This window comes from Albidovulum sp., from assembly GCF_008933605.1.
Lineage (GTDB): Bacteria > Pseudomonadota > Alphaproteobacteria > Rhodobacterales > Rhodobacteraceae > Albidovulum.
In genome coordinates, this window is record NZ_WBUS01000018.1 from 1 (window position 1) to 18,895 (window position 18,895).

The window sequence follows — 18,895 nt, forward strand, 5'->3', positions numbered from 1 at the left end:
ATGGCGCTCTCCTCCGTCTTCGTCCTCGCCAACGCCCTCCGCCTGCGCCGCTTCACCGCGCCGACCGCCAGGGCAAACAGCGCCGCCGCATGACGGCAAGGCGTCCCCGGCACATCCGGGGACGGCCCTGATCCCCCTCATTACCGCCAAGGAGAACCGCCATGACCGCTGCCGTCGCCGTCTATTCCACCCCGACCTGCCCCGATTGCCGCAGCCTCAAGGCCTGGCTTGGCCGTCTCGGCATCGCCTACGCCGAACGCGACCTCACCGACCAGGCCGTGATGGACGAGGCCAAGCGGCGCTTCGGCGTCCGCGTCGCCCCGATCACCGAGATCGGCGACTGGTTCGCCTACGGCACCTTCGAGGACCAGAAGCCCCGGATCGAGGCGCGGCTGCGGGAGGTCGGGGCATGGCCGACCTGACCCCGGAGGCTCAGCTCGGGCAGAGTCCGCGGGTCCTCGGCACGCTCGGCCTCGCTGCCCGGCCCGCTGTACGGACGGCTGCCGGACCCGCTGCTCGTCCGTCAGCCGGAAGAAAAGCTCGCCCAACCCAAGGTCTCCTTGCGGCGTCTGAACGATGCCGACGGTCGGAAATCAATCGACCCGACCCGAGGAGGTCGCCAGCGCCGCGACCGTTTCCTGCATGATCTGCACGCCCTTCCCGATCTGGGCTTCCGCGATGGAGGAATATCCGAGCCGGAAGAGATTGCAGACTTCGGCAGGGTTCGAGAAGAACGGATGGCCCGGCTCGATGAGTACTCCGCGCGGCGCGAGGTGTGTGGCGAGATCGCGGCTGTCGATGTGCTCCGGTCCCGCCACCCAAAGGCTGGAGCCGCCATGGCGCGCGGCGCCAACGACGTGGATATCTGTTGGCCCAAGCGCCGTCACGAGCGCTTCGCGCCGGCGTCTGAAGATCTCTCGCAGGCGTACGACATGGGCATCGTAGTGCCCGAGTGCGAGAAAGTACCCCGTGACCCTCTGCATGTGACCCGGCGCGTGGCGCAGCATCATGGTGCGCAGTTCCCGCGCCTGGCGGATGAATTCCGGAGGCGCGACGAGATAGCCGATCCGCAGACCCGGAAAGAGCGATTTCGAGAAGCTGCCGACGTAGATGACTCTACCCGCCCGGTCCATCGCCTTCAGTGACGGGGATGGCGGTTCGAGAAAGCTCATTTCTGTCTCGTAGTCATCCTCGATAATTAGAAAGTCCTTCTGGTCCGCTAGATCCAGGAGGTGCCGCCGACGCTCGCGCGGCATCGTCGCGCCGGCCGGAATATTGTGGCTTGGCGTGACGAAGACGAGGCCGGTATCCGGCGGCAGAAGATCGGGATCGAGGCCGCCCTCGTCGCCCTGCACGAAGTGACGTGGCATTCCGAGGAAGCGCAAGGTCTCCGCGAAGTCCGGGAAACCGGGATCTTCCATGACCCCGAGCCTGTCCGGCGTGGCCAGGAGCGTGGCAGCGATCCACAAGGCATTCTGGGCACCCAGCGTGATCAGGACCTCGTCGGGGGATGCGTTTATTCCGCGGCGGGGAAGCGTATTGCGGCGGACATAGTCGACGAGGACCGGATCATCCTGGGCCAGACGGTCATCGGCAAGTTCGGGAAAGTCGCGCTGGCCCAAGGCTCGTCTCGCGCAGTCGCGCCATGCGTTGTGATCGAAGAGCGTCGGGTCGACCTGGCCATAGATGAATGGGTAAGGGTAGCTGCGCCAGTCGCGCGGCTTGCTGATTTTCCGCCGCTGGTCCAGCCGATGTGCGAGACGGCCGGTCCAGTCGACCGCGGGAATCACCCCGGAAGCGGCCGTGTCGGCCTGGACCCGCCGGTGGGGCACCTTCCTGGAGATGACGAAACCCGAGCGCGGCAACGGCTCCAGATAACCCTGGGCGACGAGATCCTGATACACGAGGGTCACGGTAAGCCTGGAAATATTAAGCGTTTCCGACAGCTTGCGTGTGGATGGCATCCGCGTGCCCGGAAGCGCGCGCGTATCCAGAATCGTCGAGACGATGGAGGTTGCCAACTGCATCTGCAGCGTGCGCCTGTCGCGGCGGTCGATGAAGAAGATCTCGGGCGCGATGCGGTATGTCGACGTCAAAGTGGCTTCCCAAACTGGATCGGTTCTTGATCCATTCTGGATATAACATTCACGGGTGGCCCCTGACAATTTCCCTCTCGGCCGCGGAGGAGATTCGGCCCCTTTAGGGAGATATCCATGAAAAAGACCGTGACGGCACTCAAGAGTGCCGCCCTTGCCGTATTGCTTGCAACGACGGCCTTCCATGCCGACGCACGTGATTTCCGCATCGCCGTCGGCGACGGCGCGGGCGGCACGCAGGAGGCCCTGGGCCTTGCCTTCGTCAAGGCGCTCGAAGAGAAATCCGGCGGCGCGCATACGGCGCAGCTCTTCCTGAACGGCCAGCTCGGCGACGAGCAGGACACCGTGACCGCCGCCGCCACCGGCACGCTCGATTTCTCGATCCTCGCGATCAACAACATCACGCCCTTCTCGCCGTCAGTCGGCACGCTCACGCTGCCCTACGTCATCCTGTCGCTGGAAGACGCCGAGAAGATCACCCAGGGCGAGATCGGCCAGCAGATGATCGACAAGACAATCGAGGATGCCGGCGTGCGCATCATCGGCTGGGCCTATTCGGGCTTCCGCGTCCTGACCAACTCGAAGCACCCGGTGTCGACCGTGGCCGACCTGAAGGATCTGGTCGTCCGCACGCCAAAGAACGAGATCATGATCGCGACCTATCAGGCCTGGGGCATCAACCCGACCCCGATGGCCTGGTCGGAAACCTTCGCGGCACTCCAGCAGAAGGTCGTGGACGGCCAGGACAACCCCTACATGACCGTCTATGCGATGAAGTTCGACGAAGTGCAGAAGTACATCACGAACATCCGGTACATCTTCTCGATCGAGCCGCTGATCGTGTCGGAGCAGGTGTTCCAGTCGCTGAGCCCCGAAGAACAGGCTGCCGTTCTGGAAGCCGGCAATGCGGCGACGCTGGCCTCGGGCCAGTTCCTGCGCGACCAGGAAGCCAGGATCAAGGAAGAGCTCGTCGCCAAGGGCATGGAGATCACCGATCCGGCCGACGGCGAGAAGGAGTTCATCGACCTTGCGACCGCCGCCGTCTGGCCGAAGTTCTATGACTCGATCGGCGGCAAGGACGTGCTGAACAACGTCCTGGCCGCGCTCGGCCGTCCGGCCGTCGAGTGACCTGAACCGCGGGGGGCCGCCGAGCGCGGCCCCCACTGCCAGCCTCATCCCCACAGGTTCAAACATGCACCGGTTCTGGCGTCATCTTGACAAGCTGGAGAGCTACATCTGTCGCGTTCTTCTGGCGGCGTTTGTCGTCCTGCTCTTCGTGCAGATCGTGTCACGCTCTGCCTTCGGCTTCTCGATCACCTGGATCGAGGAAATCTCGGTCTTCATGTTCGTCTGGTTCGCCTATTTCGGCGCCAGCTACGCCGCGCGGATGTATGCGCACAACCGCATCTCGTTCCACGTGAACATGATGCCGCGGCGGATCGCCCGCTGGGTCGAGGCGGCGGGTGACCTCTTCTGGATCGTATTCAACATCGTCTTCATCCGCTACGCGATCGAATACATCAGTCTTCTCAAGCCCTTCGTGAAGGCCCAGACGCTGGGCTGGCCGATGAAGTACGTGATGCTGGTGCTGCCGCTGGCGTTCACGCTGATGACGCTCCGCATCCTGCAGGTGAACTACATGAAGCTCGTGCTGGGTACGGACCCGCGCGACCCCGATCAGCTCGACCTCGACGCGATCGCAGCCGAAGCCGCCAAGGGAGGGCGCGCGTGATGGACAGTGCTATCGTCACCGTGCTTTTCGGCACGTTCTTCTTTCTGCTCATCCTCGGCGCGCCGATCTCGGTCGGGCTCGGGGTTTCGGCCCTGGCCGCCATGTGGTACCTGGGCGACAACCCGATCAAGATGGTCCAGATCGCCTTTTCATCGGTCGGGGCCTTCCCGCTGATGGCGCTGCCGGCCTTCATCCTGGCCGGAGCCCTGATGGAGGCCGCCGGCATCTCGCGGCGGCTGATCACGGTGGCCGAAAGCCTCGCCGGCCCCTTCACCGGCGGCATCTCGGCGGCGACGGTCATCGCCTGCCTGTTCTTCGGCGCGATCTCCGGCTCCGGCCCCGCGACGACCGCGGCCGTCGGCATGCTGATGATCCCGGCGATGACCAAGGCCGGCTATGCCCGTGGCTACGGCGCGGCCGTCACCGCCGCTTCGGGCGGGCTCGGCATCGTCATCCCGCCCTCGATCCCGATGGTCATCTTCGGCATCTCGGCGATGGGCATGCAGCCCCCGGTCGAGGCGGTCGAGAAGTTCGGCCAGTTCCAGACCGTCTCGATCTCCAAGCTGTTCATCGCCGGCTTCCTGCCCGGCTTCGCGATGGCTTCGGGCCTGCTTCTGATGAACTACGTCCGGTGCCGCAGGGCCGGGTATCGCGGCGGCGGAGAGGCGCTGTCGATCGGCAAGATCGCGACGGCCTGCTACAAGGGCTTCTGGTCGCTGCTCGCGCCGCTCGTGATCCTCGGCGGCATCTACGCGGGCCTCTTCACGCCGACCGAGGCGGCGATCGTGGCGATCTTCTACACTCTCTTCGTCGGGATCTTCATCTACCGGGAAATCCGCCTGAAGGAGATCTTCGCTTCGCTCGAGGCGACCACCTGGCTCACCGGCCGCGTTCTTCTGGTTCTCTTCACCGCGACGATCTTCGGCCGCATCCTCGTCGAGAACCAGATCCCGGCGCACCTTGCCTCGGCGCTCCTGTCGTTCACGCAGAACATCTATGTGATCTGGGCCCTGATCGTCGCCTTCCTGCTCTTCGTCGGCATGTTCATGGAGACGCTTGCGGCGATCATGATCCTCGTGCCGGTGATGCTGCCCGTCGCCTATTCGGTCGGGATCGACCCGATCCACTTCGGCATCGTGATGATCTGCACGCTCTCGGTGGGCTTCCAGACCCCGCCCCTGGGCGAGAACCTCTTTATCGCCTCGGGCATCTCGAACGTCTCGATCGAGGAGATCTCGCTGCGCGCGCTGCCCTTCGCGATAGCCAGCACGGTCGCAATCGCCGTCATCGCAATCTTCCCCGAGATCGCGCTCTGGCTGCCACGGGCAATGGGGTACTGACATGATGCAGCCCATCAAGACGATCCTCTACGCGACGGATCTGTCCACGACTTCGAACTTCGCCTTCCGCTACGCGGTCGGACTGGCCAAGGCACTCGACGCGCGGCTCCACGTCATGCACGCACTGGAACCGATGAACGAGGAAGCGCGCATCACGCTTCAGATGTTCATGATCGACGCGAACGAACGGAACCAGGCGATCAACCGTCGCCTGCAGAATACCCGCGCGGCGCTCAACGAACGGCAAGAGGCCTTCTGGGCGGAAATGCCCGAGGACGAGCGCGGCGAGCGCGCCCGCGTCGACGAAATCGAAGTCGTCGAGGGCTATGCCGCGGACGCGATCCTCAAGCGTGCCGACAGCCTGCCGGCCGACATGATCCTGATGGGCAGCCATGCCCACGGGCTGACCCACAGCTTCCTGGGAACGATCGCCAAGCGGGTGCTGCACCGCGCCACGGTGCCCACGCTGATCGTGCCCTACAGCGAACACTAGAAAAGGATAGACCCATGAGTCAGCTCACGGCCGATGATCTGAAGTTCACCTTCGACGCGTTCAACCGCCATGACGTCGATGCCGTCATGACCCATTTCGCCGAGGACTGCGTGTTCACGACGGTGGCCGGCCCGGAGGAATTCGGGGCCCGCATCACCGGCCGTGACGCGATCGCCAAGGCCTTCGTCGGGGTCTGGACCGCGATGCCGGATGCCGAATGGGCCGATCACCGCCACTTCGTCTGCGGCGACCGGGGCGTGTCGGAATGGACGTTTCGCGGCACCGATGCCGCAGGCCGCCGGGTCGAGGCGCAGGGCGTGGACCTGTTCACGATCCGCGACGGCAAGCTCGTCATGAAGCAGGCCTTCCGAAAGCAGCGCCCGGTCATCGAGCCCCGCTGACCAGTCCAACCTCACCCCATAACCGGATTCACGTCGATGCAAGCCACGACACACCTTCGCGCTCGCGCGCCCTACAACCCCAAGTACGATCCCATCGCCGACAGATCCATCGGGAGCGGGACCGCCTATGCGCCGACCTACTGGATCGGCACGGCGGGCACGCCGCCGGAAGACGACGGCCCGGTGCGCGGGGACCTGGATGTCGACGTCGCCGTGATCGGCTCGGGCTATACCGGACTGTCCTGCGCCCTGCACCTCGCCAAGGAATTCGGCATCAAGGCGCATGTGCTTGAGGCCAACGGCGTGGCCTTTGGCTGCTCCACCCGCAACGGCGGCCAGGCGCAGATCTCCTCGGGCCGGCTGAAGCGGTCGCAGTGGATCGAGCGCTGGGGCCTCGATGTCGCGCGCGGGATGCATGCGGAGGTGGTCGAGGCATTCGACGTCTTCCGCGGGCTGATCCGCGACCACGCCATCGCCTGCGAGCCGCAGGACGGCGGGCACTACTACATCGCCCACAGGCCGTGGATGATGCCGACCCTGACCAAGGAGGCGGCGCTTCTGCGCGAGACCTTCGGCTATGGCGCACGGATGCTCTCCCGCGACGAGCTGCATGCCACGGCGGTCCGCGACCGGGAAGCGCACGGGGCGATGTGGGAGCCCGACGGGACGGCCGTCCATGCCGCGAAGCTGGCCTTCGGCTACCTCCGCGTGGCCCGCGAACTCGGGGCTAAGGTCCATGTGGACAGCCCGGTCGAAGGCTGGACGACGAAGAACGGCGTTCACCACCTCCGCACGCCCGGCGGCACGGTGCGCGCCCGGGCCGTTGCCGTCGCCACGGCGGGTTACGCGCCGCGTGGCCTGCATCCCCAGTTGCGCGACCGGATCATGCCGATCATGTCGAACTCGATCGTGACGCGGCCGCTGACGGCGTCCGAACTCGACGCCTGCGGCTTCAAGGTGACGAGCCCGCTGACCGACACGCGGACCCTGCGGCACTACTACCGACTGCTGCCGGACAACCGCGTCCAGATCGGCAGCAGGGCCGCGATCACCGGCCAGGATGCCGACAACCCGCGCCACCTCGCCAGCCTGCGCGAAGGGCTGGCCCGCAAGTTCCCCGCCCTGCGTGGAATCGAGCTGGATTACTCCTGGTGGGGCTGGGTGGACGTGAGCCACGACATGATGCCGCGGATCACGGCCGTGTCGGGCCTGCCCAACGCCTATTACGCCATGGGCTACGGAGGGAACGGCGTCATGTATTCGGCACAGGCCGGCCGGCGCATGGCGCAACTGGTCGCGGGCCGCGAGGCGACTGTGCCGAAGCTGCCGATCTTCCGGGACGAACTGCCGCACGAAGGCTGGAGAACGCCGTTCCGGCGGCTCGGCCAATGGGGCCTCTACAAGATCTACCACTATCGGGACGAGCGCAACTGAGTTGCGCGGAAAGGAGAACGCAAATGAGAATGACCACCGAAGAAGCCTTCGTCAAAGTGCTTCAGATGCACGGGATCGAACATGCCTTCGGCATCATCGGTTCCGCCATGATGCCGGTTTCGGACCTCTTTCCGAAGGCGGGCATCACCTTCTGGGACTGCGCCCATGAAACCAACGGCGGCCTGATGTGCGACGGTTTCATCCGCGCCACCGGCAAGATGGCGATGGCGATCGCGCAGAACGGCCCCGGCGTGACCGGCTTCGTCACCGCCGTGAAGACCGCCTACTGGAACCATACGCCGATGCTGCTGGTGACGCCGCAGGCGGCCAACAAGACCATCGGCCAGGGCGGCTTCCAGGAAATGGAGCAGATGCGGATGTTCGCCGACTGCGTCTGCTACCAGGAAGAGGTCCGCGATGCGACCCGCATCCCCGAGGTGCTGAACCGCGTCATCCTGAAGGCATGGCGCGCCTCGGCGCCTGCGCAGATCAACATCCCGCGTGACATGTGGACCCAGGTGATCGACGTCGATCTTCCCCAGGTCGTCAAGTTCGAACGCCCCGCCGGTGGCGAGGAGGCCGTGGCCGAAGCTGCGCGTCTTCTCTCCGAGGCACGGTTCCCGGTGATCCTCTCGGGTGCGGGTGTCGTGCTTTCGGGGGCCATCCCGGACGTAGTCAAGCTGGCCGAGCGGCTGGATGCGCCGGTCTGCTCGAACTACCAGCACAACGACAGCTTCCCCGGCTCGCACCGGCTTGCCATGGGGCCGCTTGGCTACAACGGCTCCAAGGCCGCGATGGAACTCATCGCCAAGGCCGATGTCGTGCTCGCGCTCGGCACCCGGCTCAACCCGTTCTCGACGCTGCCCGGCTACGGCATCGACTACTGGCCGAAAGGGGCGAAGATAATCCAGGTCGACATCAACGCCGACCGGATCGGTCTGACGAAGAGGGTCACCGTGGGGATCGAGGGCGATGCGGCGAAGGTCGCGCGCGGCATCCTCGCGCGTCTTTCCGGCAGCGCCGGCGACGAAGGCCGTCAGGCACGGCGTGACCTTGTCGCCACGACGAAGTCCCGCTGGGCACAGGAACTCTCGTCGCTCGACCACGAGCAGGACGATCCCGGCACCGTCTGGAACGAGGAAGCGCGCGCGCGGGACGCCGACCTCATGAGCCCGCGGCAGGCCTGGCGTGCGATCCAGGCGGCGATTCCGGCCGAGGCCATCATCTCGTCCGACATCGGCAACAACTGCGCCATCGGCAACGCCTACCCGGCGTTCGAGAATGGCCGGAAGTATCTGGCGCCCGGCCTCTTCGGCCCCTGCGGCTATGGCTTCCCGTCGATCCTCGGCGCCAAGATCGGCTGCCCGGACACGCCCGTGATCGGCTTTTCCGGCGACGGCGCCTTCGGCATCTCGATGAACGAGATGACCGCGTGTGGCCGCGACGACTGGCCCGCGATCACCATGGTGATCTTCCGCAACTACCAGTGGGGCGCGGAGAAGCGGAACACGACGCTCTGGTACGCCAACAACTTCGTTGGAACGGAACTGGACCGGGACACGTCCTATGCCGGCATCGCCCGCGCATGTGGCGCCAACGGCGTCCAGGTCCGGACGACCGAGGAGCTCACCACCGAACTGCGCAAGGCGGTCGAGCGCCAGATGAAGGACAAGCAGACGACCTTCATCGAGGTCCTCCTGAACCAGGAACTTGGCGAGCCCTTCCGCCGCGACGCGATGAAGAAGCCCGTCGTCGTCGCCGGGATTGATCCGGCCGACATGCGCGAGCAGGGCGCGGCCTGACGACCCTCGGCGGCCGGGGGACCTCCCCGGCCGCTGTCCCTGATCCAGGTAAATCGGGACCCGCGCCCGGTCGTGTCCTCCTTTTTCCGTGAGTAACAGATCATGACTTCAGCTTTGAGCCAACGGGCCCGGACGTCCAGGGCAGGCGACGTGTTCCGCCAATACGCGCCGGGTCTGCTCGTCTGCGCCGTGGTGGGGACGGCCGCGCAGTTCCTGTCCGATCACTACGGCGCGCCCGCGATGCTCATGGCGCTGCTTCTCGGGATCGCGTTCGGGTTCCTGGCCGAAGACGGCCGCTGCGTGCCCGGAATCGATCTGACCGCGAAGAAGGTGCTTCGGGTCGGCGTCGCCATCCTCGGCGCGCGCGTCAGCGCCGAACTGATGGTCGGCCTCGGACCGGAGATGGTGGGACTGCTCATTCTCGCCGTCATCTTCACGATCGCCTTCGGCGTCGTCTGTTCTCGCTTCCTCGGGCGCGGCTGGCGCTTCGGCGTGCTGACCGGCGGAGCCGTCGCGATCTGCGGCGCCTCGGCCGCCATGGCCATCGCTGCGGTTCTCCCGAAGAACGAGAACTCGGAAAGCAACCTGATCTTCACGGTTCTCGGCGTGACGGTGCTCAGCACGCTCGCCATGATCTTCTACCCGATGTTGGCGGGGTGGATGGCGATGGACGACAGCCAGTCCGGCGTCTTCATCGGCGGCACGATCCACGATGTGGCGCAGGTCGTGGGCGCCGGCTTCTCCGTCTCGGATTCCGCGGGCGAGGTGGCGACGCTGGTCAAGCTCATCCGGGTGACGATGCTCGCCCCGGTCATCCTGATCCTGTCGCTGGTCATCCGCAACAGCATGGGTGCGGACAGTGCGACGGGCGCGCGGCCGCCGCTCATCCCGTTCTTCGTGGTGGCCTTCCTGATCTTCGCGGCCCTCAATTCCTTCGGCGCAATTCCGGCCGGGATCTCGACACTGCTGTCGGAGGTGTCGCGCTGGGCGCTCCTCCTGTCGGTCTCGGCCGTGGGGATGAAGACCTCCCTCAAGCGCGTGCTCGAGGTCGGTGGCCAGGCCATCTTTCTGATCGTTGCCGAAACACTCTTCATCGCCGCCTTCGTCGTCGCCGGCGGAAAACTCATCAGCTGAGGTTCCCCGCCATGAAGCCGCTTGAAATGATCCTTGCGAACGCCGCCCGCTCGCTGCGGACGATCGTCCTGTCGGAGGGCGCGGACCCGCGCGTCGTCAAGGCAGCCGTCGAGGCCTGCGAGCGCGGCATCGCCCGCGTCATCCTTGTCGGGTCGGAGCAAGCCATCGGCACGCAGCTCGACTGGCTGGGAAAGGAGCGGCCCGAACCGCTCGAGATCCACGATCCCGCGACCTCGCCGCTGACGGACGAACTCGCGCTCCTCTACCACGCCACCCGCAAACACAAGGGCCTGTCACTGGAGGAGGCGCTGCGCGGCGCAAGGCAGCCCCACATCTATGCGGCGCTGATGGTGAAGGCCGGCCTTGCCGACGGCACATTGGGCGGCGCGTGCCTGCCGACGGCGGACATCGTCCGCACCGCCATCCAGATCATCGGGCCCAAGCCCGGCACCAAAGTGGTCTCGAGCTTCTTCCTGATGCTCTTCTGCGCGTCGCACCACCAGAAGAAGGGCGCGCATGTCTTTGCGGATGCGGGTCTCGTCGTCGAACCCGACGCGGACGAACTGGCCCAGATCGCCATTGCCTCCGCCCGGTCCTTCACCGATCTGACGGGCGAGACTCCGCGTGTCGCCATGCTGTCCTTCTCGACGCGCGGCAGCGCCGATCACAGCGCGGTCACCAAGGTCGAGACGGCCACCAGGCTCGTCCGTGCAGCCGACCCGGATCTCTGCGTCGATGGCGCCCTGCAGTTCGATGCGGCCTTCGTCCCCGAGGTCTCGGCCATGAAGGCGAGCGACTCGCCGCTTGGCGGCAACGCGAACGTCTTCATATTCCCGAACCTGGAAGCGGGAAACATCGGCTACAAGATCGCGCAGCGGATTGGCGGCGCGGTGGCCATCGGGCCGATTCTGCAAGGACTTGCCAAACCCGCGAACGACCTTTCGCGCGGATGCAGCGCCGAGGACGTACTCCACATGATCGCCGTGACGGCAGCCCAGGCGGAGCGGATTTCAAACAAACCGGCACGCCATTCGCCCGCAACCGCCCGAAGCCCCGAGGTGCCTCCGGGGATGACACTTCCCCCCGGCTGACGGCGGCATTCATTCTCGTGCGCCGCCTGTGACAGGGCCGCTTGCGCCGTTGACGGGCCGGAGCGCGTTGCGTCCGGCGGACCGGGATCGTCCACTCCGACACCGAGCGGCCGCACCTCGGACACCGCAACATGGGTCAATGCCCCGCAGAAACCGTCATGTCATTCGTCAGCCATGAAGGTTAAGTGAACATCCACCTGTCCGAACGCTCCGACGGCGCCTTCTACCGCACGATCCCGCTGCCGCCCGGCGTGGATACTGACAAGGTCGAGGCGAAGTCCGAATTTGGCGTCCTGGCCGTCATGCTGCCGAAGACGGCCTGCCGGGACTCGCGCCGCTCATGCCCGAGGCCCCCCGCGATCGTCCACCTCCTCGTCGAAAGCCGGCAGGCGGCCGAGGTGGACCCGCAGAGACGCCTCACATCCAGGTTCTGCAACAACGTCTAACGAGTGCGGAGTGCCGCCACCGCCACCATCTCGACGCGCATCCCCGGTCGCGCCAATGCCACGCCGCAGGTGGCGCGCGCGGGCGGTGCCTTCTTGTCGACCCAGGCATCCCAGACCGCGTTCATGCCGGGAAAATCCGCCATGTCCGCCAGCCAGACCTGGACCGAGACGACGTCGGACTTGCTGCCGCCCAGTTCAGCCATCACCCGGTCGATCCCGTCCAGCACCTGCCTGGTCTGCAATTCGATGCCGGAACTCAGGTCGTCGGGAATCTGTCCGGCGAGGAATACGATGTCGCCGACACGCACGGCCTCGCTCATCCGCTGACCGGGATGCAAGTGAGCAACAGTCATCTCTTGTCCTTTCAGTCGTTGTCGGCGGTGCCGGCGCCCGCGTCGGCACGGGAGCGTTCCGAAGGGGGAACAGTCGTCCGCATCGCAAGATCGCCGAGCGCGGTCAGCGTCGCGTGCGCGCAATCGTAGACGGGCGGGCAGCCGGAACCGTCGGGATGAGTTCCAAGCGAAAGGCCAAATGATGCTTCGGCAAGCCTGGTCAGACGACCCGTATCACCCGACGTGCCATGGGAGTCGACGCAGATCTCCCCCCCGTCGAAGCACAGTAGAACGGCATGGCCCAGAACCTCGGCCATACGCGACAGAAACGGCAGGACGAGAATGGGTTGGCTGACGGGGCCGACTGACAGACCCTCGTTGAGCGCGCCCTCGGGCAGGCCGCAGTGATCGCTGAGCGCGGCGCCGAGTGCGATCGAACAGATCGGCCCCCTGCCCCGGGCTTGCCATCGACCAATGCCGACGGCCGGGCAGACATCCGCCCATGCCATGCCGGCCCTGCGGTGTAGGTGGGCCAGAAGCGCGGCTGAACCATCGATACCATGTGCATGGAGCCAGCCTGCGGCGAACCCCGCTTCCTCGGCTTGGCCCCAGCTCAGACTCGCCCCACGAGCGGCCTTGGTGCAAAGCGCCTCGATCTCGTTGCGCGACAGCACCGCCGAAGGCGGCAAGTCCGAGATTGCGGGACCGGTTCGGGTGGGATCATTCGGTTCCATGATCATGCCTGGGTCCTCCCATCCATTTCGAGCGGATAGGGTGCGCCCTGGAACAGGCTGATCCTAACCCATTTGTCGGATCGCGGGTCGAAATGGCTCGCGCCGAAAAAAGCCAGCTTGCAGCGCATGAGGTCGATCGGCAGCATGTCGGCCGCGATCAGGTTGTCGTGGACCTCGGCATATGGGTGGCCTGCAGCGATCTGCACGCGGCGCACCATGTAACGATGCTCGGGGTGGCGAAGAAGAAATGCCGCAACGGTCTCGGTCTCGTCCCTCTCCGCCAACGCAGCGTCCAGTTCCGAGGCAAGCCGTGCGATGCACAGCGGCTGTTCCCGCTCCGCGCCGGTCTCGGTTGCGCGCTCGCCCAGGCGCGGTTCCAGCTTTTCCTCGGAGACATACCAGAAACGGGCAGTGTTCTCCGGCCGGGTGAAGTCGACAGCCAATGCCCAGGCGTAGCGCTCACCCAGGACTTCACGGAGCCTGCGAAGGCGCATAGCGCCATCCAGACGAAAGGCAACGGCTTCATCGGCGCTCATGCAGGCGGCCAGTTCGTCGACGAGATTGCCATGGGGTTCGATCAGCAGAGCGAATAGCTGCTCCTGACCCTCGAGCGACAAGGTCTCCTCGCCCCAGACCCACAATGCATCCCATGGCCGCGGATCATCACCGGGGAACCTCTCCAGCCGCGTGGCGATCTTCGCCAGGTCCGCGCGCAGGTCGGCGAGCTTCGCGATCTGGATCGGGTGCTCCGACCGCCAATTGGCGGCATTGCGGCACGCTTCGGCATGGGCTGCGCGAAGGCAGGCCGCGGCCTCGCGCGTCGCCCCATCGATCCTGCGCACCCGTGCCAGGGCCTCTTCGCGCGCGCTGATCCAGTTGTTGAGAAGCATCGGATGGCGCACCAGGAAGGGAGCCATTCCGAGGCCGGTCGCGTTGCCGACGCCAAGACCACGCTTGATCTCTGGCGCAAGACGCACCGCCCCGGCCCCCCCCTTCACCGAGGCGAGGTGTTCGACCATGTCCACGGAGAACTGGCGTGTCAGCCAGACCGAAAGCATCTCGATCTGGAATGGCGCTGCCAGTTCGGGGCGAGCGGCGATGTCGCGCCGGTCGGCGGCACCGAACTTTCCGGAACCGTATACCGCCGTCGTGCGCATCAGATATCCAACGGCGGCAATCTCCTCGGGATCGGGCTGGCAACCCATGGAGAGCTTGTCGACGACGTGTTCCCACAGGCGGACCGAACGGTTGGCCCGGCTCAGCGACAGCTCGCTCGGCCTGATCCGGCCGGCCTCCTGAAGCGGCACGTTGGCCTCAAGACGGTCGAGGTCGGCCTTGGTCGGTGTGCCGTCGAACAACGCGAAGGTCGCGTCCCACGCGGTGGCGATGACGCGATCCGAACGCATCTCCTCGGGCAGGTCGTGAGCAAAGGCGACAAGGCTGTAGATGCGTTCAGGCCCGATTGCGCGATATGTGGCGCGCCCGACACCGCAATCGTTGATTTCCCAGATCGGTCGGTCGAAACGCCAGCCCTCTCTTTCCATTCGGCGCAGCAATACCCGCAGGAACGACAGGCGTGTCGGGTGAGCCGAACCCATCCGTGCGAGCCGCATGACGGTTTCGGGCGGTCTGGGCCGAAGGTGCAGGCCATCTGCAACGTGGGATTTGCCGGCGCTCATCGTTCTGAAACCTTCTTCCGATCATGGATTGTCGGCGGGCATGGGCACACCACGCCCGGCAAGTCGCTCACCGGCGTCCAAGCGTCATGGTAATGCGAAATGCATCCCAAAGTGAGGGCAGCAGCACCAGCGACACCGGAACAGCCGTAACCACAATGAAGCTTTGCAGCTTGCCGATGCCGCCCGCCCCTGTCGAAATCAGGATGAGCGCCATGACGGCCATCGCAAGGCCCCAGAAGGCTCGCAGTGGCGCCGAAGGATTGTCGTCCGACATCGCCGTGGCGATCACGAAGCTCATCGAGTCGCTGGTCGTCGCCACGAAGATCATGGTCAGCACCAGGAACAGCAGCGACAGGATGAATCCCACAGGCAATGCCTGGGTGATCGCAAGCAGGCCGGCGGGCAGGTTGAAACCTTCGAACGGCCCCGAGATCACGCCCGGCGTCATCTGCTCCAGGGCGATGCCCGATCCGCCGATGATCGTGAACCAGAAGTTCGTGATCAGCGGTGCGACGATCGACAGCATGATGATGATCGAGCGGATCGAACGGCCGCGGCTGACGCGAGCAATGAAGATCGCCATCAGCGGGCCGTAACCGAGGAACCAGCCCCAGAAGAACACGGTCCACCAGCCCAGCCAGCCCGGATCGCCGAACATCCCGGCATCACCGCGGAACATCGCCATCGGGACGAAATTCGACAGGTATGTGCCGAAGCCCCCGAGGAAGCCCTTGAAGATGAACAGCGTCGGACCCGCTATGAGCATGAACGCCAGCAGCGCGAAGGCGAGGATCACGTTCGCCTTGGACAGGAACTGGATACCCCTTTCGAGCCCCGAGATAGCCGACAGGGTGTAGATTCCGGCGAGGGCGAGAATAATCACGGCCTGCACTGCGAAGCTGTCGGGGATCCCGAAGAGAGCGTTCAGGCCGTAGGACATCTGCAGCCCGAGAAAGCCGATCGGTCCCACCGTGCCCGCGACCACCGCGATGATGCACGACGCGTCGGCGAACAGACCGATGGGGCCATTGATCGCCCGGTCACCGAAGACCGGATAGAGCAGCGTGCGCGGCGCCAGGGGCAGACCCTTGTCGTAGTGATAGTGCATCAGCATGATCGTGGTGAGCGAGCCGAGGATCGCCCATGCAAGGAAGCCCCAATGCAGATAGGCCTGTGCCAGCGCCGCATTGGCCTGCGCCTCGGGATCGGCGCTCAGATCCCCAAGGAGCGGTGGGGTGGACAGGTAATGTGCGATGGGCTCACCGGCCGCCCAGAAGACGCCGCCACCAGCGAGCAGCGTGCACATTATCATGGCTGCCCATTGGAAGGTGGTGAATTCAGGTCGGTCCATCCGTCCGAGAACCGCGCGACTGCCGGGCAGGAAACAGATCGCGATGCCGATGACGAACGTCGCCAGAAGCAGGATCTGCCAGTAGAGTCCGAAATAGGTGGCCGCGAAGTTGAAACCCCGGTCGACCAACGCCGACAGGGTGTCGATGCTGATCAGCGCAAGCGCGCAGAACAGCAAGATGAAGCTTCCGGTCACCGCAAAAAGCGGCTTGTCCACTTTGCCCAGCCACGCTCCCCTCGCGCGGATCTCGGTGGTATCGGTCATGCCTTCCTCCCAGAAAATTCGTTGGCGTATGCCCGTCACTCCGCGGCACGATTGAGTTTCGGCTTTTCCCCGGATTTCGCTCCGAAGCTCGTTTCGAAGCTCGTTTCGAAGAAGCGCAGCCAGTTGCCGCCCATCACGGCAGAGACATCGGCTCGGCTCATGCCGGTCGCACGCAGGCCCTTGGCGATGCGACCGAAGTCACGGTTGTCGGCGAACCATTCAGGCATCGCCGGGAAGCCCGGGGCCGAGGCACTTCCCTCACCGTAGTCCTTCAGCTTGGTCCACCGGCCCACGCGCATCCATTCCACGATGCTGTCTGGCTGGTCCTGGCAAAGGTCCGTGCCGATCCCGACACGCTCGATCCCGATCAGATCGGCGGTGCGCGCGATCATCTCGCAGAAGTCATCCAGGCTGCAGGCGCTGCCGCCCTTCAGGTGATGCGGATAGACCGAGAACCCGAGCATCCCGCCACTCTTTCCCAAAGCACGCAGGACCGTTTCCGACTTGTTGCGTCGTGCAGGGTGCCAGGCATGCGGATTGGCATGGGTGATCGCGATGGGGCGGGTTGAGTGTTCGATTGCTTGGAGCGTCGAACGTTCACCCGAATGGCTCATGTCGACGACGAGCCCGACGCGGTTCATCTCGGCTACCACCTCGCGGCCCATGCGGGTCAGGCCTGTGTCTTCATCCTCGTAGCAGCCCGAGGCGAGCAGCGACTGGTTGTTGTAGGTCAGTTGCATGAAGCGCAGGCCAAGGCTGTGCAGCACTTCAATCAGGCCGATATCGTCCTCCATGCAGGAGGGGTTCTGCGATCCGAAGAAGATCGCCGTGCGTCGGGTCTCGCGGGCAAGTGCAACGTCGGCGGCGGTTCTGCCCTGAAAGATCAGCTCGGGAAACCGTTCAAACCAGCGGTTCCAGCGTTCGATGTTCAGCACCGTCTCGCGGAAGGTCTCGTGATAGGTGATCGTGACATGGACCGCGTCGACGCCGCCGTCGCGCATCTGGCGAAACACCTTTTCCGACCAGTTGGCATATTGCAGTCCATCGATAAGCGGGCTCATTCCGGCGCCCCCGCCGCGACATAGGCGGTCTTCACGGTGGTGTAGAACTCCGCCGCGTAGCGCCCCTGTTCGCGCGGCCCGTAGGAGGACGCCCCGCGCCCGCCGAAGGGCACGTGATAGTCGGTCCCTGCGGTCGGCAGGTTGACCATCACGCAGCCGGCGCGAACGTTGGCGCGAAAATGACTGGCGCGGGCGAGCGAGCGGGTCATGATTCCTGCGGTCAGGCCGAAGTCGCTGTCATTGGCGATGGCCAGAGCCTCCTCATAGTCGCCAGCCTTCATGACGCAGGTGATCGGCGCGAACATCTCTTCCCGGTTGATGCGCATGTCGTTTCGGGTGCCGGCGAAGACGGCGGGTGCCATGAATAGACCCTCGGTCCTGCGGTTCAGCCGATCGCCGCCGCAGAGAAGTTCCGCCCCTTCGGACTTTCCGATCCCGATGTAGTCGAGGTTCAGCCGCAGTTGCCCTTCCGAGGCGACGGGGCCAATCTGGGTGCCCTCGTCCAGGGCATGCCCGACTTTCAGGGACTGCGCCGCGGCAGCGAGTTTTTCGACAAAACCATCGTGGACGGCCTCGTGCACGATGATCCGCGAGGCGGCAGTGCATTTCTGGCCGGTCCCGCCAAAGGCCGCGTTTGCGGCGTGGGCCACGGCGAGGTCGAGGTCGGCGTCGTCCATGACCAGCATCGGGTTCTTCGAACCCATTTCCATCTGGATCTTCGTCATGTTCGCAATCGCACTGGCGGCGATTCCGCGGCCGACCGAAACCGACCCGGTGAAGCTGATCGCATCCACGTCGCGGCTTTCCACCAGCCGTTGACCGACGTCACGGCCGGCACCCGCAACGAGGTTGAACAGCCCCGCGGGAATGTCCTGCCTGACGACGATTTCCGTCAGCGCGCAGGCCGAAGCGGGCGTGATATTCGCAGGTTTCCAGACCACGGCATTGCCAAAGGCAAGCGCCGGCGCGATTTTCCAGGCCGGTGTGGCGACCGGGAAGTTCCAGGGGCTGATGATCGCCACCACACCCACCGGCTCGCGGCGCACGTCGATCTCGATTCCCGGGCGAACGCTCTCGGCCAGATCCCCATGGAGCCGAAGCGCTTCGGCCGCATAGTAGGTGAAGAACTGCCCGGCGCGGTAGACCTCGCCGCGACCCTCTGCAAGCGGCTTTCCCTCCTCGCGCGACACCATCCGGCCGATCTCCTCGGCCCGCGCCATCAGTTCGGTTCCGATCGCCATGAGCACGTCGTGACGCTTCTGCACGCCTGCGCGCCACCACAGCGGCTGCGCCTTGCGCGCCGCAGCCAGGGCCTCATCGAGCAGCGCGGCATCGGCCTGCCCGTATTCGCCTATCAGGTCGGTCAGGTCAGAGGGATTGCGGTTCTCGATGCGGGCGGCGCCTTGCTCCCACCGCCCAGCGATATGAACTCCTGTCGCGTGAATCATCCTCGCCTCCCGTTGACGGGCGGACACTAGACGCAATCCGAAATTTAAGGCAATCTT

The 18,895-nt window shown here is 65.2% G+C and carries 18 protein-coding genes; 11 read left to right on the forward strand and 7 right to left on the reverse strand.

All coding sequences use genetic code 11. The features are described from left to right. The first annotated feature begins 161 nt into the window (after positions 1-161). Complete coding sequence (locus F9K34_RS04285) at positions 162-422, forward strand: glutaredoxin family protein (protein ID WP_291335669.1); 261 nt, start codon at positions 162-164, stop codon at positions 420-422. Between the two features lie 171 nt (positions 423-593). Here F9K34_RS04285 and F9K34_RS04290 read toward each other — a convergent pair whose 3' ends face one another. Next, positions 594-2,165, reverse strand: a complete 1,572-nt coding sequence (locus tag F9K34_RS04290; protein ID WP_366557786.1) for a PLP-dependent aminotransferase family protein — start codon at positions 2,163-2,165, stop codon at positions 594-596. 48 nt (positions 2,166-2,213) lie between these two features. On the opposite strand from F9K34_RS04290, the gene F9K34_RS04295 reads away from it, so the two are divergent. The 10 genes from F9K34_RS04295 (at position 2,214) to F9K34_RS04340 (ending at position 11,969) form a co-directional block, all read left to right on the forward strand. After that, entirely contained in the window at positions 2,214-3,224 is a 1,011-nt protein-coding gene (locus tag F9K34_RS04295) for a TRAP transporter substrate-binding protein (protein ID WP_291335670.1), read from the forward strand. 64 nt (positions 3,225-3,288) lie between these two features. Then, entirely contained in the window at positions 3,289-3,828 is a 540-nt protein-coding gene (locus F9K34_RS04300) for a TRAP transporter small permease (protein WP_291335671.1), read from the forward strand. Beyond that, positions 3,828-5,168 (forward strand): TRAP transporter large permease, encoded by a 1,341-nt coding sequence (locus F9K34_RS04305; RefSeq protein WP_291335705.1) that lies wholly within the window; start codon positions 3,828-3,830, stop codon positions 5,166-5,168. The genes F9K34_RS04300 and F9K34_RS04305 overlap by 1 nt, the downstream gene beginning before the upstream one ends. 1 nt (position 5,169) lies before the next feature. Further along, positions 5,170-5,661, forward strand: a complete 492-nt coding sequence (locus F9K34_RS04310) for a universal stress protein (protein WP_291335672.1) — start codon at positions 5,170-5,172, stop codon at positions 5,659-5,661. 14 nt (positions 5,662-5,675) lie between these two features. After that, positions 5,676-6,062 (forward strand): nuclear transport factor 2 family protein, encoded by a 387-nt coding sequence (locus tag F9K34_RS04315; RefSeq protein ID WP_291335673.1) that lies wholly within the window; start codon positions 5,676-5,678, stop codon positions 6,060-6,062. Between the two features lie 36 nt (positions 6,063-6,098). Next, positions 6,099-7,496, forward strand: coding sequence for an NAD(P)/FAD-dependent oxidoreductase (locus tag F9K34_RS04320; protein WP_291335674.1), 1,398 nt, complete (start codon positions 6,099-6,101; stop codon positions 7,494-7,496). A 23-nt stretch (positions 7,497-7,519) separates the two neighbouring features. Next, positions 7,520-9,298: a sulfoacetaldehyde acetyltransferase gene (gene xsc, locus F9K34_RS04325; RefSeq protein ID WP_291335675.1), complete on the forward strand. Its 1,779-nt coding sequence runs from the start codon at positions 7,520-7,522 to the stop codon at positions 9,296-9,298. A gap of 99 nt (positions 9,299-9,397) precedes the next feature. Continuing rightward, positions 9,398-10,432, forward strand: a complete 1,035-nt coding sequence (locus tag F9K34_RS04330) for a YeiH family protein (protein ID WP_436405706.1) — start codon at positions 9,398-9,400, stop codon at positions 10,430-10,432. Positions 10,433-10,443: 11 nt separating this feature from the next. After that, entirely contained in the window at positions 10,444-11,523 is a 1,080-nt protein-coding gene (gene pta, locus F9K34_RS04335) for a phosphate acetyltransferase (RefSeq protein ID WP_291335677.1), read from the forward strand. A 185-nt stretch (positions 11,524-11,708) separates the two neighbouring features. Further along, a complete protein-coding gene (locus F9K34_RS04340) occupies positions 11,709-11,969 on the forward strand; it encodes an Hsp20/alpha crystallin family protein (RefSeq protein ID WP_291335678.1) in 261 nt (86 codons plus the stop codon). Here F9K34_RS04340 and F9K34_RS04345 read toward each other — a convergent pair. The 6 genes from F9K34_RS04345 to F9K34_RS04370 form a co-directional block, all read right to left on the reverse strand. Then, entirely contained in the window at positions 11,966-12,322 is a 357-nt protein-coding gene (locus F9K34_RS04345) for a RidA family protein (protein ID WP_291335679.1), read from the reverse strand. The genes F9K34_RS04340 and F9K34_RS04345 overlap by 4 nt on opposite strands. 11 nt (positions 12,323-12,333) lie before the next feature. Beyond that, positions 12,334-13,041 carry a DUF3726 domain-containing protein gene (locus F9K34_RS04350; protein ID WP_291335680.1) on the reverse strand — a complete coding sequence of 236 codons (708 nt, stop codon included), beginning with the start codon at positions 13,039-13,041 and terminating at the stop codon, positions 12,334-12,336. Further along, on the reverse strand, positions 13,038-14,714 hold the full coding sequence (locus tag F9K34_RS04355; RefSeq protein ID WP_291335681.1) for a hypothetical protein: 1,677 nt from the start codon (positions 14,712-14,714) through the stop codon (positions 13,038-13,040). Before F9K34_RS04355 ends, F9K34_RS04350 begins: the two co-directional genes overlap by 4 nt. Before the next feature lie 67 nt (positions 14,715-14,781). After that, on the reverse strand, positions 14,782-16,329 hold the full coding sequence (locus F9K34_RS04360; protein WP_291335682.1) for a BCCT family transporter: 1,548 nt from the start codon (positions 16,327-16,329) through the stop codon (positions 14,782-14,784). Positions 16,330-16,364: 35 nt separating this feature from the next. Then, positions 16,365-17,390, reverse strand: a complete 1,026-nt coding sequence (locus F9K34_RS04365; RefSeq protein ID WP_291335683.1) for a membrane dipeptidase — start codon at positions 17,388-17,390, stop codon at positions 16,365-16,367. Next, complete coding sequence (locus F9K34_RS04370) at positions 17,387-18,838, reverse strand: aldehyde dehydrogenase family protein (protein ID WP_291335684.1); 1,452 nt, start codon at positions 18,836-18,838, stop codon at positions 17,387-17,389. Before F9K34_RS04370 ends, F9K34_RS04365 begins: the two co-directional genes overlap by 4 nt. Positions 18,839-18,895: the final 57 nt, after the last annotated feature.

Excerpts from the sequence above, each read along its gene's own strand:
- F9K34_RS04285 (WP_291335669.1), top strand. The coding sequence starts at position 162 with ATGACCGCTGCCGTCGCCGTCTATTCCACCCCGACCTGCCCCGATTGC.
- F9K34_RS04295 (WP_291335670.1), top strand. The coding sequence starts at position 2,214 with ATGAAAAAGACCGTGACGGCACTCAAGAGTGCCGCCCTTGCCGTATTG.
- F9K34_RS04300 (WP_291335671.1), top strand. The coding sequence starts at position 3,289 with ATGCACCGGTTCTGGCGTCATCTTGACAAGCTGGAGAGCTACATCTGT.
- F9K34_RS04305 (WP_291335705.1), top strand. The coding sequence starts at position 3,828 with ATGGACAGTGCTATCGTCACCGTGCTTTTCGGCACGTTCTTCTTTCTG.
- F9K34_RS04310 (WP_291335672.1), top strand. The coding sequence starts at position 5,170 with ATGATGCAGCCCATCAAGACGATCCTCTACGCGACGGATCTGTCCACG.
- F9K34_RS04315 (WP_291335673.1), top strand. The coding sequence starts at position 5,676 with ATGAGTCAGCTCACGGCCGATGATCTGAAGTTCACCTTCGACGCGTTC.
- F9K34_RS04320 (WP_291335674.1), top strand. The coding sequence starts at position 6,099 with ATGCAAGCCACGACACACCTTCGCGCTCGCGCGCCCTACAACCCCAAG.
- xsc (WP_291335675.1), top strand. The coding sequence starts at position 7,520 with ATGAGAATGACCACCGAAGAAGCCTTCGTCAAAGTGCTTCAGATGCAC.
- pta (WP_291335677.1), top strand. The coding sequence starts at position 10,444 with ATGAAGCCGCTTGAAATGATCCTTGCGAACGCCGCCCGCTCGCTGCGG.
- F9K34_RS04345 (WP_291335679.1), bottom strand. The coding sequence starts at position 12,322 with ATGACTGTTGCTCACTTGCATCCCGGTCAGCGGATGAGCGAGGCCGTG.
- F9K34_RS04350 (WP_291335680.1), bottom strand. The coding sequence starts at position 13,041 with ATGATCATGGAACCGAATGATCCCACCCGAACCGGTCCCGCAATCTCG.
- F9K34_RS04355 (WP_291335681.1), bottom strand. The coding sequence starts at position 14,714 with ATGAGCGCCGGCAAATCCCACGTTGCAGATGGCCTGCACCTTCGGCCC.
- F9K34_RS04360 (WP_291335682.1), bottom strand. The coding sequence starts at position 16,329 with ATGACCGATACCACCGAGATCCGCGCGAGGGGAGCGTGGCTGGGCAAA.
- F9K34_RS04365 (WP_291335683.1), bottom strand. The coding sequence starts at position 17,390 with ATGAGCCCGCTTATCGATGGACTGCAATATGCCAACTGGTCGGAAAAG.
- F9K34_RS04370 (WP_291335684.1), bottom strand. The coding sequence starts at position 18,838 with ATGATTCACGCGACAGGAGTTCATATCGCTGGGCGGTGGGAGCAAGGC.